This window comes from Nostoc sp. LEGE 12447, assembly GCF_015206985.1.
Lineage (GTDB): Bacteria > Cyanobacteriota > Cyanobacteriia > Cyanobacteriales > Nostocaceae > Nostoc.
Genome location: NZ_JADEXT010000058.1, coordinates 17,421 through 34,504, shown reverse-complemented (window position 1 = coordinate 34,504; position 17,084 = coordinate 17,421). Strand labels below are relative to the sequence as shown.

At 39.4% G+C, this 17,084-nt stretch carries 12 protein-coding genes; 6 read left to right on the top strand and 6 right to left on the bottom strand.

From position 1 onward, the window contains the following. The 4 genes from IQ274_RS32355 to IQ274_RS37600 form a co-directional block, all read left to right on the top strand. On the top strand, window positions 1-189 hold a 189-nt coding region (locus tag IQ274_RS32355; RefSeq protein ID WP_194144710.1), incomplete at its 5' end, for a hypothetical protein. A gap of 267 nt (window positions 190-456) precedes the next feature. Continuing rightward, the gene (locus IQ274_RS32350; protein ID WP_194144709.1) at window positions 457-1,272 is read left to right on the top strand and encodes a replicative DNA helicase; all 816 of its coding nucleotides are present in this window, start codon (window positions 457-459) and stop codon (window positions 1,270-1,272) included. 140 nt (window positions 1,273-1,412) lie between these two features. Beyond that, entirely contained in the window at window positions 1,413-2,543 is a 1,131-nt protein-coding gene (locus tag IQ274_RS32345) for a hypothetical protein (protein ID WP_194144708.1), read from the top strand. Window positions 2,544-2,583: 40 nt separating this feature from the next. Continuing rightward, window positions 2,584-2,709 (top strand): hypothetical protein, encoded by a 126-nt coding sequence (locus IQ274_RS37600; RefSeq protein ID WP_265578593.1) that lies wholly within the window; start codon window positions 2,584-2,586, stop codon window positions 2,707-2,709. A gap of 188 nt (window positions 2,710-2,897) precedes the next feature. Here the strand turns inward: IQ274_RS37600 and IQ274_RS32340 are convergent, their stop codons facing one another. From IQ274_RS32340 to IQ274_RS32330, 3 genes are read right to left on the bottom strand one after another with little or no spacing between them, the layout of a single operon-like run. After that, window positions 2,898-3,635: a TM1812 family CRISPR-associated protein gene (locus IQ274_RS32340; protein WP_194144707.1), complete on the bottom strand. Its 738-nt coding sequence runs from the start codon at window positions 3,633-3,635 to the stop codon at window positions 2,898-2,900. Next, complete coding sequence (locus IQ274_RS32335) at window positions 3,635-4,414, bottom strand: hypothetical protein (RefSeq protein ID WP_228058524.1); 780 nt, start codon at window positions 4,412-4,414, stop codon at window positions 3,635-3,637. Before IQ274_RS32335 ends, IQ274_RS32340 begins: the two co-directional genes overlap by 1 nt. Beyond that, window positions 4,415-4,954, bottom strand: a complete 540-nt coding sequence (locus IQ274_RS32330) for a hypothetical protein (RefSeq protein ID WP_322745406.1) — start codon at window positions 4,952-4,954, stop codon at window positions 4,415-4,417. A gap of 454 nt (window positions 4,955-5,408) precedes the next feature. Between IQ274_RS32330 and IQ274_RS32325 the strand changes: the two genes are divergently transcribed. Together IQ274_RS32325 and IQ274_RS32320 are read left to right on the top strand one after the other, a co-directional pair. After that, a complete protein-coding gene (locus IQ274_RS32325; RefSeq protein ID WP_228058523.1) occupies window positions 5,409-5,702 on the top strand; it encodes a plasmid mobilization protein in 294 nt (97 codons plus the stop codon). 85 nt (window positions 5,703-5,787) lie between these two features. Then, window positions 5,788-8,565, top strand: a complete 2,778-nt coding sequence (locus tag IQ274_RS32320) for a relaxase/mobilization nuclease domain-containing protein (protein WP_194144706.1) — start codon at window positions 5,788-5,790, stop codon at window positions 8,563-8,565. A gap of 45 nt (window positions 8,566-8,610) precedes the next feature. On the opposite strand, the gene IQ274_RS32315 is transcribed toward IQ274_RS32320, so the two are convergent. Genes IQ274_RS32315 through IQ274_RS32305 form a run of 3 tightly spaced genes read right to left on the bottom strand, consistent with a single transcriptional unit; the run spans window position 8,611 to window position 16,163 of the window. Further along, window positions 8,611-11,733: an ABC transporter substrate-binding protein gene (locus IQ274_RS32315; protein ID WP_194144705.1), complete on the bottom strand. Its 3,123-nt coding sequence runs from the start codon at window positions 11,731-11,733 to the stop codon at window positions 8,611-8,613. Between the two features lie 43 nt (window positions 11,734-11,776). Next, window positions 11,777-14,815, bottom strand: a complete 3,039-nt coding sequence (locus IQ274_RS32310; protein WP_194144704.1) for an ABC transporter substrate-binding protein — start codon at window positions 14,813-14,815, stop codon at window positions 11,777-11,779. 25 nt (window positions 14,816-14,840) lie between these two features. Continuing rightward, window positions 14,841-16,163, bottom strand: a complete 1,323-nt coding sequence (locus IQ274_RS32305; RefSeq protein WP_194144703.1) for an AAA family ATPase — start codon at window positions 16,161-16,163, stop codon at window positions 14,841-14,843. Between the last annotated feature and the right edge of the window lie 921 nt (window positions 16,164-17,084).

Here is a 17,084-nt window from a genome sequence, read left to right as displayed (position 1 = left end):
ACCCTCAATGACAATGACAGCCCCATCGTTATCTTAAGGCGATTGCTGAAGAAGATAGGGCTGAAACTCAAATACATCTGTCGAGATGGCACGGGCGATCGCCAGCGAGTTTATCGTGTGGTTGACGGTGACGATGGACGTGAGCAAATCTTTCAAAACTGGCTGGCTAAAGAGAAAGCCCTAGCTTAACCGGAATCCTTAACTGTAAATCTATCAAAATACTGTGCCAGTTGTAGCCTTTACCTACAGCAGGGGTTGCCTCATGGAATAATTGCGACTTTCGTACCATTTTCCAGTGCTGGCAAGCTTAATAATGTGATAGTTCGGACTACATTCGTCCAAAATGCCTGTTTTGGGTTCCGTCCACTAACGGTAATTAATATAGATATACAGATTTACTGGACAAGCCATACAGTTGAATGGTCATCAAGTCTGAAACCCCCAATGTTTTAATTCATGCTGTTGTGGTTTGATGGCACTGCTGAACTAGGCATCTATTTAGTCATCGTTGCAGGTCGTCCGGCGATGGGGAAATCAGCGTTTGCGGCTCAGATAGCTTTTTATCTCGCCCAAGCTTATCAGTTTCCAGTTGTCGTGTTCAGTCTGGAAATGTCAAAGCTACAGATTGCCATGCGTGCGCTTTCAGGTGAGGCTGGCATAGAAAGCGGCTACTTGAAAACTGGGCGCATCTCTAACAAACAATGGGAACCACTATCACGGGGCATCGGTACACTATCAGAGCTACCTGTTTATTTAGATGACCGTCCAGACCCATCACTGAGCTATATAGAATCTGAGTGCCGTAAAATCATGGCACAAGAGCGCCGTGATTTGGGGTTAATCGTCGTGGATTATCTGCAACTGATGGATGGTAACGGCGGGGGCAACAGAAACTATGAAATAGAAAAGCTGACACGCGGACTCAAGCGTTTAGCAATGAAGTTACAGACCCCTGTTATGTGTCTATCGCAACTATCAAGAGCAGTAGAAAGCCGTAATAACAAACGCCCCATGCTCTCGGATTTACGTGACAGTGGCGGGATTGAGCAGGACGCGGACAAAGTAATCATGTTGTATCGTGACGAATATTACGACCCCAATACGCAAGATAGAGGAGTTGCAGAGATTATCCTTGCTAAAAACGGTGATGGGGCTACAGGCACAATCCAACTACTATTTGATGCACACTTGACAAAATTTAAAAACATGGTGCAGGGAGCTACGCTTTCAGGAACGCCATTGCAGTCAGCACAAACTGACTATTGGGGATAAATAACTGTCGAGAATAGTTTGTTTTCAAAGGTTTCAAATCTATTATATGCCAATAGTGATTTATAATACCAGAGTCCCTTGGTTATGCCTAGTTCTAATCAGGATATTTTTCTTGAAATAAAAATATTAAGACTTGCGGTATGTTTAACTTAAATGCAAAACGTCAAAAAACAATAGCTTCATTGTTTTGTTTATCTTTTTCATTTGTTCTAATAGTAAGTTGTGCTACTACTCCGGTAATTACTGTACTAAATATAGTTAATGCAGCTGAAAAAGTTGCAACATTAATTGAGGTGACGGAGAAAATATTATACGTAAGTTCTAATTTATTAAATATTTCTTATGAAGACATAGGAAAAAATATACGCAGTGAAGATTTCAGGGCTAACCAAAAGTTTTCCAACTATACTATTCAGAAAATGGAAGAGCGGCATTTAGAATTATCAAAAAAACAAAAAGAGTTCGACGATTCAATTGATGAAACGAATGGAGCCGCAAAAGAATTATTTTCAATGCTTGAAACTAGAGCTAATCAAAACTCAAATTCTTTGCTTAGAGGAAAGCAATTACATGACATTAGCGTTAAGAAAGAAACTTTTTTAGAGAAACTAAAAGTTTCTGAAAACTTTTCATTGAAACTTAAAAAATCAATCAAAGAATATGACAATATACTCAATGTTTTTCAGGTATATATAGGGCTTGGGGAAGCACAAAAATATATTGAAACGATAGATTCAGTGATATCACAATATAAAATCCTGAATCAGGAGGTTCAGACAGCTCTTAATGAAGGACGGCAAGTAATTACGAATATTGCGGAGCTTCCTCCTCAAAAACCTCAAAGGGCAGTTACCACTACTGCGTCTAAAGAAAATACAACCCAAGAGCAAGATACCTCCTCTCCCGAATCGAAGGAGAATAAAGCTACCAAGGATGGTATAAATACACCAGATAACGCTATTGTAGAGTACTACCAACTTATCAATCAGCGGCAGTATGAAAGTTCTTGGGCTATTCTAAGTTCTAGGTTTCACAGACTAAAATCAGATAATAATTACAAAAGCTATGAGGAATGGTGGGAAAAAGTTGCTTCTGCAAAAATTGATTCTATTAATTTAATTGAAAATAGCAAGAGCAACGCTGTTGTAGATGTGAAATTAAAGTATTTACTGAAAGATGGTAGGCAATTAGATGACTCATCTAGAATTACACTCATCCTTGATTCAAATGGTAAATGGTTAATCGATGATAAGAGAAACTTAGAACTCTAATTTTATTGGGCGAAGCTGTATCAGTTGGTAGAGGTGGATTGTGCCAAGTAGACGGATACCGCCAGAAACAATAGTAGATTTGCGTCGCCGCCTAGACCTACTGCCACCGCGCAGTAGTGAGCGTCGGGCCCTCATTGAAAAAGTAGTTTGCCCTGATAAACCCTAAAAACTGCTGTTCTCCTGGCTTAGGCATCCATATAGGCAGGCGGTACTCAACTGTAAGGACGAAGACACGGTTATTACTGAGGTATTTTCCGGCAGACCTGCCAGAGCAATACGAAATCGATTTATACGTGAAAGGGGTGAAATGGAGAATCACAGGGACAAGGTACTGCCATTTTAAACAGCAAATTTTCACCGCTGTCGTCTTTGATTAGGATCAGTCCCCAACTTTTTCTCAACCCGTTGAAGCTTGGCATTACTCCAATCAGTATTCTGTAAAATTTTCTGTAGAGACTCGGTAGTTTCAATCGGAGTAGGGATTGGGGTCAGGTGCGAATAAAACCAAAACAGAATAAAAAACGAGATCGGAGAGAAAAGCCAGATCATAATAGCTCTACCCCAACCTTTAACGACCGATTCCGCGTCTTTTTGGTTCAATAGAGAAATCTTCTCCTGAATCTCGTTCAATTGTTCTTGCAACGGTTGGCTCAATGTCTCTGGTTGCCTTGGGGAGATATTGTTCAAATTCTCGGAGAGTTTGGTTAAGCTCGTTAATTGCTTGAGTTGTTGCTGAGACGTTAGATTTAATGCGCTCAAGGCTGTCCCTAGCTGATTGCAACTGGTCGCTAGGTTTTTGATATTCTCCGTATGGTCGGCTTGGGTCTTCAATTGCTCCGCCGTCAGTTGACTCCATTGGTTTAGCTCATCTTGTAAATTTTCAAATAATAATTTCCAATCGTTTGGTGCAGTTTCTGTCAGTTGTGCCAAATAACCGATGTACTGCACTAACCGAAATGCTGGGTCATCTTGTTTCATCCCAGAATCAAGCGCAAACCGCAACACTTTCGCTTGAAATTCCGGTGGCTTTTCTGACAGCAACCTATCTAAATGAGATACCGCACCATTGCCATTACCATTACTTACAGCCATTACTCTAACCCCAACTGTACAGCCGCCTTAGAAAACTCAGTCTCAACCGCATCAATCCAGCCAAAAACTCTCGATTGATTACTCAAACTAAAATCGTCATGCTCTAGCGCTTCTCTGAACGTCAGATCCTTAGAGTCAACGAGGTCAAAAATATCGTCATATAACTCAGGCAATAACAGTTCAATCGCCCCCAACGCTTCCACAGCCTGTTTCATCTTAGAATTGTTGTAGCGAGTGAACTTGTGTTCATCACCCCAGTAGAGATTTTTCACCACCACATAATCAACTTTGTCGCCGCAGAAATCTACCAGCCGTTTTAGTTGCAACAGACTATCTTTAACTCGACCCAGCACCGACACCATCGTGATGCGATAACCCAAACGCTGGGCATTTTGAAAAAGAAAAATATCCTTCGCCACCGATTCAAAATATTCCGCAGCCCCAGCAGGCAGATCCACCAAAGAAATTTGAGGCGATAAACGTTTCAAATCATCCTGCAAAGCATCAGCACCACCACGCTGATTTAGTTTGAGCGTTTGTACCCCAGGAGCGACTTTGTTGTAATGACGATAAAGCTGAGGATTAGACTGGTCACACTCATAAGCGATGCAGTTAATATTTCTGTGGCGGTAAATGTCGAGTAGGATTCTAGCCACCACACTTTTACCAGTACCGCCCTTATCCCCAGTCACCAACACCAAGCGCCTAAGATTTTTTGGCTGTTCAGTTGCTTTTTGTTCCTGAACTTGGTCAGCCGATTGTTTAGGTTTGACTACCATCTACAAATCCTCATCGTTTATTATTTCAGGCACAAAAGCAAGGCGAGAGGAATTTTTTTTCTCTGGAGCTTTATCATCAGAGGTCTTTTTAGCCGTTTTAGGAGTTTTAGTAGTTGTTGATTTTGATGAAGCTGGTTTTGATTCTGGTTGTGATTCTGGTTTTGATTGAGACTGAGGTTTGTTGGCAGATTGAGTATTGCTTTCTGTAATCTCAGGATTCTCGTGAACTACTGGCTCATCAATAACTGGTGGATTGGTATTTTCTTGACTAGGAGGAACGACTGACTTTTTGCGTGTAGACCGACGAATATCGTTAAGTAGATAACGGATACGTTCAGGGCTGATGTTGATATCCAAAGGGGCTAAAGTTTCAGACACTTCCTCGTAGCTATAGCCGAGACGAAGCACCCGCTCAATTTGACGGCGCATCTTTTTAATAGCCGCTCGTGCCGGAATATCATCTAATTCCTTAGCACCCAAAGCGCGTAGAGCATCAAGAGCCTCTGGAATCTTTGACTTAGGAATATTGTCTTTAGCCACAAGATTAAAAATCAAACTAATGTTTATGTTTAAAACTTTACTTTAACAGAGAGCATTTATCTAAAGACAGGTAATTATCAATGCAACAAATAGTTAAGAAACAGCAACAGATATTAACGTAACTGATTGAACAGTGATTACTCATAGCGTGTAAGATAACTCACGAACAGTTAATCAAAAATCAATCACACAGTTCTTAGTAAGAATTAGCCACACTGTAATTTGTATCAACTCGTTAGTAATATCATAGTGGTGGTAGCCGCAGATTACGCACTTTGTCCCCTAGTGGGTTGTTCCCCTAGTTCTTCTGCCTCCCCGAAAGACTGGTTAGAAGCAAGCCATGCCTAGCACTGCGTGCTGTCCTCGCTACGCTCGACTCGGCAGGCTTGCCAAAGGGGGAAGTGTCCCCGCTTTGGAAACCCCCTCAAAAACTGCATCTTGTTTGGTTTGACTTATGCCCAAAGCTTCTTCTCAATCACTCGTCCGCACCAAAATGTTGCAAGCGCGATTCAGCCCGATTGAATATGAAATGATTCGCTCTAAAGCAGAAGATACGGGCTTGAGCTTGGGAGAATTGACAAGACGCTGTATGTTGCTGCGACCAATTCCACCACCACCGCCGCGACTGGGCAGAGTTACACTAGACACATACCTGGAACTGTCGCGCATCGGCAACAATATCAACCAACTGGCTAAAGCCACCAATACCGCCATTAAAATGCAGTTGCCACCGCCAGCATCACCATAACTTCTACAAGAACTCTTGGAACTGCTACGACACTGCCAACGGGAAATAGCCAATACCTTCATCGAAGAATCGGACGAGGAAACAGATGATTGGCAACCAGACTAAAGGGCGAGGGTTTCGCGGACTGCTGAATTATTTGGAGTCTCAGAAAGATGCCAAACTCATTGGTGGTAACATGGGTGGCAATAACGCCCGTGCCCTGGCCAGAGAATTCAAAATTTCCCGACAACTAAACCCAGAAGCTGACCGAGTAGTGTACCATGCATCATTATCACTACCAGACAACGAGCGACTAGACGAACCAACCTGGAACGAACTTGCTAACCGCTATCTCGAAGAGATGGGATTTGACAGCAACCAGTACGTAGTCTACAGACACAGCAATACCGAACACGACCACATCCACATTTGCGCTAGTCGCATTCGTTTAGATAACGGGAAGATTGTACATGATAGCTGGGATTACAAGCGCAGCGAAACTATCATCCGGCAGCTAGAACTTGATTATAGTTTGCAACAAACCCAGAGTAGCCATGAAAAATTATCGCGTAATCCTAGTATTGGACAACAAAAACGTCTAGAAAGAGAACACGAAGAATATATCAATGGTGAGCGCATTACACCACAAGAGCGCCCCATTAAGCAACAACTCCAGGAATTAATCGACCGTGCCACAATAGACAAACTAACTATGCCCCAACTGGTTGAGCGGTTGCAATTACAAGGTGTAGAAGTTCGCCACGGTTTAACACGTAACGGTAAAAGTAAGGGCATTTCGTACTCGTGGAATGACCAGAAATTCAGCGGCACATCTTTGGGGCCTGCCTATACATTCCCAGGTTTACAAAAACATAAGGGGATTGACTACCAGCCCCAACGGGATGACGAGCATATTGAGCATCTGTTGAAGAATCCTAAAGAGCAAGCAGTGGAGAGCCAAAGATTCATAAATACAATCGTTGACTTTATTGAACAGTCAGTAGTTGATGATGCCTTGGCTGAAACGTTACCACAATTAACAGAACAATTGTTCGCATATCAGCAGCAGCTTGAAGCAGGAAAAACCGCATTCGACGACCTGGGAGCCGCGATTGTTGATGAAGAGCAACGACTATCATCACAAAAAGCTGTGGATGCAATCTCTGACTTTATTGAACAGTCAGTAGTTGATGATGCTTTGGCTGAAACGTTGCCACAACTAACAGAGCAACTATCTCAATATCGGCAGCAGCTTGAAGCAGGAAAAACTGCATTCGACGACCTGGGAGCCGCGATTGTTAATGAAGATCAACGACTATCATCACAAAGAGCAGTGGATGCAATCTCTGACTTTATTAAACAGTCAGTAGTTGATGATGCTTTGGCTGAAACGTTGCCACAATTAACAGAACAACTATCTATTTATCGGCAACAACTCTTTCGAGCTAAAACTGCATTCAATGACTTTGAAACAGCGTTGACGACTGAGTTGCAATCCCACGCAGAGAAGAAAGCAATTTTGTCAATCTCTGATTATATTGAGCAATCAGCTATCGAGTCAGCTTTAACTGAAACAGTATTAAGATTAACAGAGCAACTATCCCAATATCGGCAGCAACTAGTTCAAGATAAAACTACATTCAATGACTTTGATGAAGCATTGACGGCTGAGTTGCAATCCCATGCAGATCAGAAAACCATTTTATCAATCTTTGATTATATTGAGCAATCAGCTATCGAATCAGCTTTAACTGAAACAGTATTAGGATTAACACAGCAAGTTTCTCAATATCATCAGCAGCTACTTGAAGCGAAAACTACATTCAATGACTTTGAAACAGCATTGACAGCTGAGTTACAATCTCATGCAGAGAAGAGAGCTATTTTATCAATCTTTGATTATATTGAGCAATCAACTGTCGAGTCAGCCTTAACTGAAACAGTATTAGAATTAACGCAAAAACTTTCTCAATATAAAGAGGGACTTGTTACAGCTAAAGCTACATTTAATGACCTGGATGCAGAGCTTGCGACTGAGTTACAATCCTATCTAGAGAAAAGAGCTATTTCATCAATTTCTGATTATATTGAGCAATCAACTGTCGAGTCAGCCTTAACTGAAGCAGTATTAGAATTAACGCAACAACTTTCTCAAAATCAGCACCAGCTAGAAGCCGGAAGAACCATATTCGACAACCTGGAAGCAGCGATTGTTTATTTAGAGCAACTCCATAGATCACAAAAACCAGTGGATGCAGTTGCTCTTAATCAAACTCCAACTATAACTACAGATGAACCAAAGCTAAAAGATAATCTTTCAGCCGAGTTATATAAATATTACAGCGCTGACTTGCAAAACTTATTAGTGACTGACCGAGATAAAGAAATTGCTATACGGGCGCTCAAAGATAATAAACCAGCCGAGGAAGTTGGAGAAATTATCTTTGCCAGTCCAGCCGGATGGACTACTGATGAAGCCAGAGAATTGGTACTAATCGCTAGCAATCAACTGGCAACTCAAAAGTCAGAACCACTCTCTGAAAAGCAGCGTAAAGAAGAGGAATTCTTAGCTATGGCTGTGCCTATTGCTGTTGAACTCATCAATTGGCAATTAAGAGAAAGTGGTGAGAATAATCTTAGATTCAAACGTGCCACTCTGGAGAAGCAGGGTAGAGAATTGGTATTTACCCATGATGAACGAGGTGAGATTTTTCGAGTGGCAGTCAACCGAAACCAGTCAGGTAAGCTTGAGTATTCACCGATTTATATTGGGTCAGTAGAAAGAGAAGATATTCAGGTTTGGCAAAAAGCAGAGCGCGTATTGCAACAAATAATAGAAGAACAGCAACAATCAAAAAGACAAAGTAAAGGTATCTCCCTCTAGGCGATGGCGCAACTCTTAACCGCTCAAGCCGGAACCGCTATAGCTTCAATCACTAGAATCTCTTTCCTTGACAATAGCTCTAAATTTACCTTTTGTAATCTTAACCAGAACGGGTTGACTCTGGCGAGCGCCATCAGGAGTAAAATGAAGTGGATACCCTGAGGTGTTATTGGGTGGCAGATTTACCTTCCGCAAGTTTTGCAGAACTGTTGACCGAGATGCATCGAAGGACAAAGCTTGAATCAAAGCTTGCGTAGCATCAAAGCTAGTAGCTGTGCGCCAACTCACATTTTCCTTCCATAGATTTTTAGCTTCTTTAACAAAATTTTGTGATTGTGGTGCTTCTCTAAACCAAGGTATAGCTAAAATCAAGCCTTCGATCTGTTTGCCTCCCTCTTTCAATACTTTTTCGTTATACAAAGCATCTCCAGCTAACAACTGTAGGTTTTGTACTTGTGGATTTTTGGAGTTAGTCTTGGCTTTAGCAATTTCAAGAAGTACTACAGAAGTGTTAGGCAGCGAGTCCGGAAACAATAAAGCTGCCTGTGCTTGATATCTGACTACACTTGCTTCTAGTTTTTTGTTGATATTCAAATTTTGTGACTTTAAATCAAATTCCTGAACAACTTGACCTCCTAGTTGTTTAAAACTATTTGTAAATTCTTCTCGGAGAATGTTGCTATCAAAGCTGTTAGAATTATAAAAAATTACAACTTTATTTAAACTAAGGTCTTCAATAGTGTATTCGGCTAGTTGTTTACTATTAGCTGCCTCAGAAGGAACTGTTGTAAATAAGACATTGTTATTCAAAAATTTCTTGGCACTAGTAGAAGAGATGACAGGCAAGCCAGCCATTTCGTATATCCCTAGTGCGCTACTATTAGTTTCACCAAAGTCGTGTCCAATTACTCCCAAGACAGATGGGTTATTAACTAATTGCTGAGCGACTTGTGTTGCTTGCTTCGGTTCATTTGCATCGTTTGCAATGACAATTTCTAGCAATTTACCCTTTAAACCGTTTGAATTGTTAAACTGATCTTGTGCCTGCGCCACGCCACGCAAAATTTCTTGGGCAATGGATTGTGCATTATCAACAGGTACAATCACTGCCAAAGTCAAAGGCTTACCCTGTTTTCGAGCTTTTGCATTATTCTGATAAATTAATACTTCTGGGTTATTGGGATTGACTTTTCTAGAACTTTCAAACAATTCAATAGCTTGAGAGTAATTACGTTCTTTGAAAGCTTCAATACCTTTGTTACGTTCTCGGTTGGAAGTGTCAAATAAAGTACGTTCACCACTGCTAATAATATCACTCAACAGTGCTTCACAACTAATAGCATTAACTTTCTGTTGACCAGAGGGACAAGGAGTTAACCATCTAGAAATGAAAAAACTTATACCTACAATACCAGGTACTACTGCCAACACCGCTACTAGTTTGAAAAATAGAATTATGGAAGACTTGTATTGGTTAGATGGATTTTTAATGTTGCTATTGGTGACCGAAATAGAGAGAGCAGAAGCAACTGGATGGGAAGAATCCTGTAGGAGAATTTTATTTTCACTGTTAACCTCATAAACTAATTCTGGACTAGTATTATCGGCAATATTATCTGCCATTACTTGATTATTAGCAATAGTTTTTGCTGCAATTTCAGCTTCAACTTCTCGCATTTTTTGCTGCGCTGATATCCTATGTGGTTCAATCTCCAAAACTCTCTGAAACTGCCCTGCTGCTTGAATAAAATCTTGTTTTTCTATTAATGTATTGCCATAGGATTCCAGCGCTGACAACAGACCTTCTTTGTTGCGTATTGGATCAACTTGATAGATTCTCTTATGTAGTTCTATAGCTTTATCGAAATTTTCAGTTTTTATATACTCTTCTGCCAAAAGGGACAGAGTACTGAAGTGATTAGGATTAAGAGTTAAAATCTCTTCGTAAATACCCAGAACATCTTGCTTTTTTCCTTGTTGAAGCAATTCACCTGCTTTTTGTAAAAGGGGTTCAATTTCTTCTGCTTTTAGTTTTTCTAGGTCAGTTATTTCGTTGCGTAGTGGGTGACGTTGTTCTAACCATCGGCGGACAAATTCAATTTTTACTTTCAGTTGACTCTCATCTAATAAACTCTTTTCAGTGAGTTCCTTAACGGCGTTTGCCAGTTCCTCTGTCTTGATCACTCCATATTCCATCACCAATCTCAGTGGTACTTCTGAAAATATTTTATCTTCTGGTGAAAAGTTATTTTGAGCTTCTGCAACTGCTGAAAAGATAACTTTTTGTGGAGTAGTTAACCCATCCCAAAACCATGATAAAGCACCTTCAGCACTTTCAATCGCCTTGTCTACAATCATCTTTACATTGGCACGAGTCACCTTCCAGTTATCCTCTGATCTTGCATATCCAAAAATATTAAAGCAGAGTACTTGGGTAAAATATGGATGTCCTGCTGATAGTTCTAAAATAGCTTGTATAGCATCTTCATTATACTCCAGTACTCCGGCAGCAGGTTTTATGATTAGCCGTTTAGCACTTATATTATCTAACAAATCAACTTCTTGGTAAGGTGGATTTTGAAATAGTTCTCGTAGTTTTTTTAAATCATTTTGAAAGCGTCCTACAACAGGAATAATAAATAATCTTTCCTGTTCCTTAATCAGTCGATTTAAATATGGAAAGAAACCACATCCCAGGTTTAGTATGTCATGATTACTGTTATCAACAGCATCAAATTCATCTAGCAGCAAAACAATATTCTTATTCTCTAATTTTTGATAAACTTTTAGCAAAAAATCACGCCCAAATATATCTGAATTATTTTCTAGACCCTCAATTGATGGTATTTCAATATCATCTAGCTCAATTTGAGCGGTAATTTCAGCGGCAAGATTATTAAGAATATGAGTAAGTGAACTGTGACTTTTATCTTGTAAATCGAAATTTACAAAAATAAAGTTATCCAGAGCAACTTGCTCTGGAAGCTGTTGAAGCAAAGACGACGTACCTATACGTCGTTGACCGTTCAACAAAATAACTCTTTTACCCTGCCTTAAATAATCCTCTATAGCTTTAAATAAACTTTCTCGCCCAAAAAATTTGTCCGCTTCGCTGATGGGACGGCCGATAATATAAGGATTTCTTTGAGCAGTTGGATATGATACCATATTTATATCTAGACCTGCGAGGGTACTTGTTTTTCCTACAGAACTATGGCAGCACCTGCTTAAATCCACCTCCTTCAACTTTAACAAGTATAGGTTGGGTCTGGCGTTCCCCGTAACGAGTAAACTGGAGTTTATACCCTGAGGTAAGGCTTTCTGTAAGATTTACTTGTCTGAGTCTTTCCAGAACTTCTGAGCGAGAAGGATTTGAGGAAAAAGTTTTGAGAGCCTGAATAAAAGTTTGAGTAGCATCAAAACTCGTAGCTGTGCGCCAGCTAATCTTTTTTTCCCACAGTCCCACAGCTTTCTTTACAAAGTTTTGTGATTGTGGTGCTTCCCTAAACCAAGGTATAGATACAATCAATCCTTCAGATGCAAAGGCTTTTTCGCTATACAGAGTATCTCCACCTAAAAACTGTAGGTTTGGTATCTCTGATTTTATGGGATTCAACTTGACTTTAACAAGTTCGAGCGATACATCAGTATTTTTTAAGTCAGGGAATAACAATACTCCTTGAGCCTGATAATTAACTACACTGTCTTCAAGTTCTTTTTTTACATCCAGATTTGGTTTGCTAAAATCAATTCTTTGAACAATCTCACCTCCTAATTGTTTAAATTGTTCTTCAAAACTCTCCCTGAGACTACGGCTATAGGAACTGTCAGAATCAAAGTAAACTATAACTTTATTTAAGCGAAGTTGTTTTACACCATATTCAGCTAGTTGTTTGCCAGATATTGCATCAGAGGGGATTGTTCTAAAAAAAACATCACTTTGTAATTCTGTACTAGTACTGCTAGGAGAGATAACTGGTAATTTAGCTTGTGTATATTCAACTAATGCTTCCTTAGTAGCCCTGCTAGAGTAGTGTCCAATTACTCCCAAGATATCTGTGTCTTTTATTAGTTGCTGAGCTACTTCTTGAGCTTGCTTTGGGTCATCTGCATCGTTGGCGATGACAATCTCTAGTAATCGACTATTGAATCCACCATCAACATTAAACTGCTCTTGTGCTTGCGCTACGCCTCGTAAGATTTCTTGAGCAATTGATTGTGCATTGTCCGCAGGCACAACCACTGCCAAAATTAAGGGTTTACCCTTTTCACGAGCTTTTGCATTATTTTCATAAATCAGTACTTCCGGGTCATTGTAATTAGCTTTTCTAGCATTTTTAAAAAATTCACGGGCTGAACTGTAATCGTTGTTTTTGAATGCTTCAATCCCTTTTTCACGATTAATATTATGTTTAGCATTAGAATCGGTAATATTAGAAAATAAGGTACGTTCACCCCTACTACTAATGATCCTAGAATTAGTGGAAGTTAATGAAGCTTGGCAAGCAAAACCAAATAGTCCTTTCTTCTGCCCTGATGGGCAAGGAGCTAAAATCTGATAAGCAATAACACTTATACCTGCAATAGCTAAAATACATATTACTGCTCCCCGTTTTATGAGCCCTTTTTGCTCAATTGGCAAGGAGGTCGTGGTACTACCTGCTGAGGTTACGAAACGATTAGCTGGAGTTTGCAGTGGTTGCTGTACTGATACCTGATTTTGCTTATTAGCTAGATTTTCAACTTGAATTTCTTTCAGTTTTTCCTGTGCTGATTGATTATTCGGCTCAATTTCCAATATTCGTTGTAACTGCGCTATAGCTTTGGCTAATTCTCGTTGTTCTATCAACTTATCTGCATAATTTTTCAGCACAGATAATAGCTTTCCTTGATAGGTTCGATTATCAACATTATAGGCTCTTTCGTAAAGTTCCAGGGCTTTATCAAAATTATCAATTTCTAAATATATTTCAGCCAACCGAGGTAGAGTCCTAAAGTGATTGGGATTGAGAGTCAAAATTGTTTCATAGAGATGCAATGCATCCTGTTTTTTGCCCTCTTTACACAGTTGACTTGCTCTCTTACATAACGGATAAACTTCTTCTAACTTTTGATTCTCTAGCTGAGAAATTTCTTGTTGTATTGGATGATATTTTTCCATCCAATAACGGACTAAATCGACTTTAACTCTACGTTTGGTGTTATCTACCCAACCCTTTTTCGCTAGTTGATCAACCGCTTGTATAAGTTCCTCAGTTTGAATAACTCCATACCTTTTGATGAGGCTGAATGGGTCTTCTGGAAATAATTTACCAGCTATTTTTTGTGCCTCTGTTATGGCTGAAAAAATAACTTTCTGCGGAATAGATAGCCCATCCCAAAACCATGATAAACCACCTTCAGCATTCTCAAGTGCCTTGTCTACAACACCCTCTACATCGGCAAGAGTAACTATCCAATTATTTTTATCCCTAGCTTTCTCAAAAATTGTGAAGCCAATGACTTGGGTAAATAATGGATGTCCAGCGGACAGTTGGTAAATTTTTTCTATCGCTTCCTGCTCATATTTAAGTTGTGTCTCTTCATTCGGTTTAGTAATCAGCAGCCTAGTACTTACCTCATCTAATAAACCAATTTCTTGGTTAGGTGCACGCTGAAATAAAGCAAGCACATTTTCTAATTCCGCTACATGTCTTCCCACCACCGGAATAATGAATAATTGCTTCTGGTTACTAATCAGGGATTGTAAATAAGGGAAAAAGCCTGCTCCTTTACTAATTATGTCAACTTTTTCACTGTCTATAACATCAAATTCATCTAGCAATAAAACCAATTTTTTATCGCCTAACTTTTCATAAATTTTTGGTAAAAAAATGTACGCAAATATATCTATTTTTTGCTCTAACTCTTCTCTAGTCGGTGATTCCAATCCCTGGATATCTAGCTCCAGTTGTTCTATAATTGCTGTAGCCAGACTGTGAATAAGCTCACTCAAAGGCATCCGAGCTTTATCTTGTAAATCGAAGTTAACGCAGACAAATTTATCTTGGTCAATAAAGTTGGTAAACTGTTGCAGTACAGAAGATTTACCGATACGCCTTAGACCATGTAACAGAATAACTTTAACATCTTGGTCTAGGTGGTCTTTAATGAGGCTGAACAAACTTTCACGTCCGAAAAGTTTTTCTTTTTCGTTTATTGGGTTACCAATAATGTAAGGATTTCTATGGACTTTGGAATTATTAATCATAATTCTATCTTCAAAAATAGCTGAATCATAAAATTAGCCCTGAAGGAAGTGCAGCTATGACCTTCACAATCCATTCCACGTTGGAAGGCACTTCGTCTTTATGTTTCCAGAGCCAGTTAATCGCATTTGTAACTTTCTCAACTTGCTCGCGGCTCATCAAATTAATGAAAACGTGTTGACGTTTATGCAGTAAATCATTATCTGTATTCCAAATCTCTTGAATAATCCACTGTTGCATAATTGAGGAAGCCAATGAATATACTCTTTTTCCTTCTTTTTCGACGCTGACAACTATACCCTGTTCTTCTAAGTTGCTAAAATCTCGCTCTTTTTGAGTAAAAATAAGGTCAATACCACTTAAGTCAAACTTTACTTTTTTATGCAAACGACCTTTAAGATTAAAAAGAGCTAAGAGCATTAATAAAGTTTGTTCTTGCTCACTACACCTATCCCAAATATTTTGAAAAATCTGCTTAGTTGTGCTTTCCACTTCCTTAATAATTGCTTCTTCATTTGGCAATTCCCCGGTTCTTAGCTTTCTAAATAGTAGAGATCCTACAATCTGTAGTAAACCTGGATGCCCAGCAGCAATTGCTAAAATCACTGGTTTGAATGTTTGTGCTGCTTGAATATCTATATTTAAAACTTTGATAATTAGCTGATCAACTTCCTGATCAGAAAAGGGTTTGAGTGGCTGAAAAAGATAGTGGTTGTACCAAGGAGAAGCATTAGGATTGAGTTTCATCCCAAGTTCACTAAGGCGCTTGAGTGAAGTTACAATCATTGAAAGATATTGTCTCTCCTGAGAGTGAACAGCCAAGTTACGACACTCGCTCAAAAAAACTTCCATGTCGGGTTCGCTATATTGCTGGTTTGGAATCAGAGCGATGTGATAATCATCTACTAACAGCACCAAAAATTTATTATGTTTTTTCCCCAGCTTACGCAATATCTGGCGCAGACTCTCTTTTGTAGTTTGTCCTTTGTCCAGAAAACTTTGAATTTCAGTTTGCAAAGCTGGCTCGCTCTCCAATTCATCCTTGAGACAACTCAGAACTTCCTGCCAAAAACCTGAGGAAGTAAAAGGATTAATACTCTCACAACTCAAAAGAACAATCACAGCTTGGGATAAATCTGATTCTAGTCCATGTTCTTTCCAAACTTGTGGTGAAGTCAGTAGCTCCAAAAAAGAGGATTTACCCAATCCTGGGCCACCCCAAATCGCCATGTGGCTGCGATTATTTATTTGGTCGAATGCAGCGGCGATTTCCATTGACCGTCCCACAAAATGTTTTGGGGGTACTGGCTTTCCTGGAAAGAAAGGGCTTGCTTGTGTTGTACGTGCCATACATTGTATCTGTGTGTATACCTTGGATAATTGCTTAATTCTTAATAGAGCAAAGCCTTAGACTTTCCTATGTCTTTCCTGATGAATCGGATGCATCGGAATTTTATTACACATAAATTCACTAGCTGCCCTAGCTATAGATGTAGATTTAATTAGCTGATGAAGACTAGCCTGAGCGCAAAGTAGGGAAGTTAACTTTCTACAAATGTGTAATTTTTTGTAAAATCGTATTGTAACATTAACATGTTCTAGTTCGGGTTATACTTACTAAGATTTATTTGCTGAATTCCCTTTTGATAGAGTACTTAATTTTAAATTAGTATAAATATTGTCAGTTTAAATCTATTTTAAAATTTGCCGTAGTTACGGTCAAGCTGGCTCAATGCCATCACCCCTCCCTAATTTAATAATGCTGATTTAAGAAAACTAGCGGTTTTTCCGCCTAGTGTAAGGCATATTCAGATGGTTTAAGACAAAGCCTGGAATGTTAAGGTTTTCAGCCTTAGAGGAACTATCTGTACGATTGCTTATTTACCTCCAAAGTTTGATTAAGCTGCTAAATATAAGTATGAGAAAACTAACGTGGTGTTCATATACTCACAGAAAACATCTTTGCATGAAAGATGATTAAAGTTTTACAGAGATGCTAACAATCTATCTTTTGGTAGATGCTACAAATTCTATTTATTAATGTACAAACTATATAGCTACAAGAAAATCAAAACAATTTCCGCACTTCTGTAGTAAATTTATTGACAGCATTCAGATCCGGACTCCCACTCCATTTCCTCTGCCTCTCCTAATTCAGCGCTCCTATACAGTCATGCCTGTGCTAGTCAATTCGAGTGTGGGACTTGCTTACCTGAACGATCCCATCTGGGGTGAAAGGTGAAAGTGACAACGACCAAAACTGACATACTT

What these genes read in the sequence shown, in the direction of transcription:
- IQ274_RS32345 (WP_194144708.1), top strand. Translation starts at nt 1,413, where the DNA reads ATGTTTAACTTAAATGCAAAACGTCAAAAAACAATAGCTTCATTGTTT.
- IQ274_RS32310 (WP_194144704.1), bottom strand. Translation starts at nt 14,815, where the DNA reads ATGATTAATAATTCCAAAGTCCATAGAAATCCTTACATTATTGGTAAC.
- IQ274_RS32305 (WP_194144703.1), bottom strand. Translation starts at nt 16,163, where the DNA reads ATGGCACGTACAACACAAGCAAGCCCTTTCTTTCCAGGAAAGCCAGTA.
- IQ274_RS32325 (WP_228058523.1), top strand. Translation starts at nt 5,409, where the DNA reads ATGCCCAAAGCTTCTTCTCAATCACTCGTCCGCACCAAAATGTTGCAA.
- IQ274_RS32315 (WP_194144705.1), bottom strand. Translation starts at nt 11,733, where the DNA reads ATGGTATCATATCCAACTGCTCAAAGAAATCCTTATATTATCGGCCGT.
- IQ274_RS32335 (WP_228058524.1), bottom strand. Translation starts at nt 4,414, where the DNA reads ATGGTAGTCAAACCTAAACAATCGGCTGACCAAGTTCAGGAACAAAAA.
- IQ274_RS32350 (WP_194144709.1), top strand. Translation starts at nt 457, where the DNA reads ATGCTGTTGTGGTTTGATGGCACTGCTGAACTAGGCATCTATTTAGTC.
- IQ274_RS32340 (WP_194144707.1), bottom strand. Translation starts at nt 3,635, where the DNA reads ATGGCTGTAAGTAATGGTAATGGCAATGGTGCGGTATCTCATTTAGAT.
- IQ274_RS32320 (WP_194144706.1), top strand. Translation starts at nt 5,788, where the DNA reads ATGATTGGCAACCAGACTAAAGGGCGAGGGTTTCGCGGACTGCTGAAT.